This window comes from Bradyrhizobium sp. PRIMUS42 (genome assembly GCF_023006515.1).
GTDB lineage: Bacteria > Pseudomonadota > Alphaproteobacteria > Rhizobiales > Xanthobacteraceae > Bradyrhizobium.
Map to the genome: position 1 here is coordinate 1 of NZ_JALBGZ010000820.1, position 2,547 is coordinate 2,547.

3 protein-coding genes are annotated in these 2,547 nt (G+C 65.9%); 1 reads left to right on the plus strand and 2 read right to left on the minus strand.

The annotated features are described in order from the left end of the window. Together MOV75_RS34160 and MOV75_RS34165 are read right to left on the minus strand one after the other, a co-directional pair. On the minus strand, window positions 1–853 hold an 853-nt coding region (locus MOV75_RS34160; RefSeq protein WP_247007539.1), incomplete at its 3' end, for an ATP-binding protein. Window positions 854–956: 103 nt separating this feature from the next. Continuing rightward, complete coding sequence (locus MOV75_RS34165; protein WP_246925816.1) at window positions 957–1,793, minus strand: YkgJ family cysteine cluster protein; 837 nt, start codon at window positions 1,791–1,793, stop codon at window positions 957–959. Between the two features lie 266 nt (window positions 1,794–2,059). Between MOV75_RS34165 and MOV75_RS34170 the strand changes: the two genes are divergently transcribed. Then, window positions 2,060–2,547: LysE family translocator (locus MOV75_RS34170; protein ID WP_247007540.1), on the plus strand; the 488-nt coding region annotated here is incomplete at its 3' end.

The window sequence follows — 2,547 nt, forward strand, 5'->3', positions numbered from 1 at the left end:
GCGGCGCAGCCAGGATCACGGCGCGCATATCTTCGAGCGCGGCCTCTGGCAGCGGCATCAGCCGCGGCGTGGAATTGCGCGGGCTGGTCGCGGTCGGACCGATGTTTAGACGCAGCGGACGGCGCGACAGCGCAGGCCCCAGCGCCATGAATTGTCCGCGCTCGAGGTCGCGAAAGGCTTCGGCCTGCCGCCGTTCCATGCCGAGCAGATCGGCGGCGCGCGCCATGTCGATGTCGAGGAAGGTCCGGCCCATCAGGAAGTTCGAGGCTTCCGCCGCGACGTTCTTGGCGAGCTTTGCGAGGCGCTGGGTCGCGATGATGCCGGCGAGACCACGCTTGCGGCCGCGGCACATCAGGTTGGTCATCGCGCCGAGCGAGAGTTTTCGCGCTTCGTCCGAGACTTCGCCCGCAACCGCCGGCGCGAACAGCTGCGCCTCGTCGACGACGACGAGCATCGGATACCAATGGTCGCGGTTGACGTCGAACAGCCCGCCAAGAAACGCGGCCGCACGGCGCATCTGATTCTCGGCGTCGAGGCCTTCGAGATTGAGCACGGTGGAGACGCGATGCAGCCGCGCGCGCTCGCCGGCGACCTGAAGGCCGCGCTCGGTGTGATCCTCGGCCTCGATGACGAGATGACCGAAGCGCTCGGCCAGCGTGACGAAATCGCCTTCGGGATCGATGATGGCCTGCTGCACCCAGGGCGCGCTCTGTTCCAGCAGCCGCCGCAGCAGATGCGATTTGCCGGAGCCCGAATTGCCCTGCACCAGGAGGCGGGTCGCCAAGAGTTCCTCGAGGTCCATGGCGGCCGCGGCGCCCGCCGTGGTCTGCCCCATCTCGATCGCAACTGTCATGCCCGACTCAAGTCCCCGTCATTCGCGGACAGGGGCTTATCAATCCCGTCGCGTCGCGTCGAGCGGCGCGGGGCTGATCATGCCGCGTTGCCCACGGTGGCGTTCAGGCGTGATTCGATTGCCGTAGAAGTGCGGGCCGATAGGGGGCCTGCGGATCGTCGTCCTCGTTCTCGGGGATGACGCAGGAGCCGAATTCCTGCCTGATCCGCTCCATCTCGGCGATCCGCTCATGCAATCGCTGCAAATGCTCCGGCGACGTCGCCCGCCAGAACCGGAACGTGTCGGCCGTGAGCGGCACGAAGGCCGTGCCGAACAGCGTCGGCTCGGGAACGACGGTGCGTCCGAGCAGCAGGAAGCGGTTGGCGCCGGAGACGACGAGGGTGGCATAGCCCCGGTTTCCGATCCGCTTGATCCCATTCAGCGACCATTCGGCGAGCTTGCTGAAATACGGCTCCTCGCGCCAGCGATCGGGGCAATGGTCGTCGACCGTGACGTTCACGGCATCCTGGCTGAAATGGACGATGATGCCCGACTTCGCCGGGAACCAGTCGTCGTCGAGATGGCCTTGCAGCCAGGCGCAGACGAAGGAGCGGCACATCTGGGGGCGGCGGTCGTAGATGGTGCAGCCGGTCCCGGTCTCCCAGTGCTTGCAAAGATGGTTCACCGGCTTGTCGACGGCGGCCACTTCGAGAACGTCGCAGCAGGCGTTGCACGATCCGCATTGTCGGGTCAGCGGCGCCGCCTTCGGCACGCCGGCTGCCTTGAAGGCTTGGCTTGCCTTGAAGCCTTGGCCGTCGCGAACCAGCAGCTTCTGCTTCTCCAGCGTGTTCAACGCGCGCTCGACCTTGAGACGGGACAATCCGGTCGCGTCGATCACACCCTTCATGGTTGTCGCGCCGGCCTCCACCGCGCGAACGACCTGCAACGTCGACTGATCCATCTTCGATGACTTGTTCTTTCGCCCATCATCCGGCATCGCCGGCATCTGGAACCTGCTGCCCGGAACCGGCATCTGAAGTATCTGCCGAGGCATCCCGGCAGCTGCCGTTACGTAAGGCCAGACCTCGCATGGATGCAAATTTTTCGCAAATCGGCGACCATGAGGACGGTCGGGTTCGGACCAGACGCGCCGATTCCGGCCTTTGCGGACCGGATTCGATGATGAAGATCAAATCAACCTGGCCCGGGGCCTGCTAGCTCAGGCGCATGACCTTCCTGACCTTCTTCACTGCCACTTATGTCCTGCTGGCAATGCCCGGCCCGACCAACACCTTGCTCGCGACATCGGGCGCGGGGATCGGCATTGCGCGCTCGCTTCACCTGCTTGCAGCGGAGCTGTGCGGCTATCTGCTGGCCATTGCGCTGCTGCGGCTCGCGCTCGGCCCCATCGTCAGCGACATCCCAATCGCGGCGCTCGCGCTTCGCGTCGCGGTCACCGTCTACATCCTGTGTCTCGCCTTCATGCTCTGGCGCGTCAACACACGCGAGCGGCGCGACGGTGCGCCGGTGAGGTTCGGCCAGGTGCTGCTTGCCACGCTGCTGAACCCGAAAGCGCTCGTGTTTGCCTTCCTGCTCCTGCCGCTCGAGGCCGGGCCGCTCGAGCTGTTGCCCTGGTTCGGCGTGATCGCGCTGCAGATTCTCACGGCGGGCGCTGCGTGGATCACTCTGGGCGCAACGCTCGGCCGTGGCGCCCG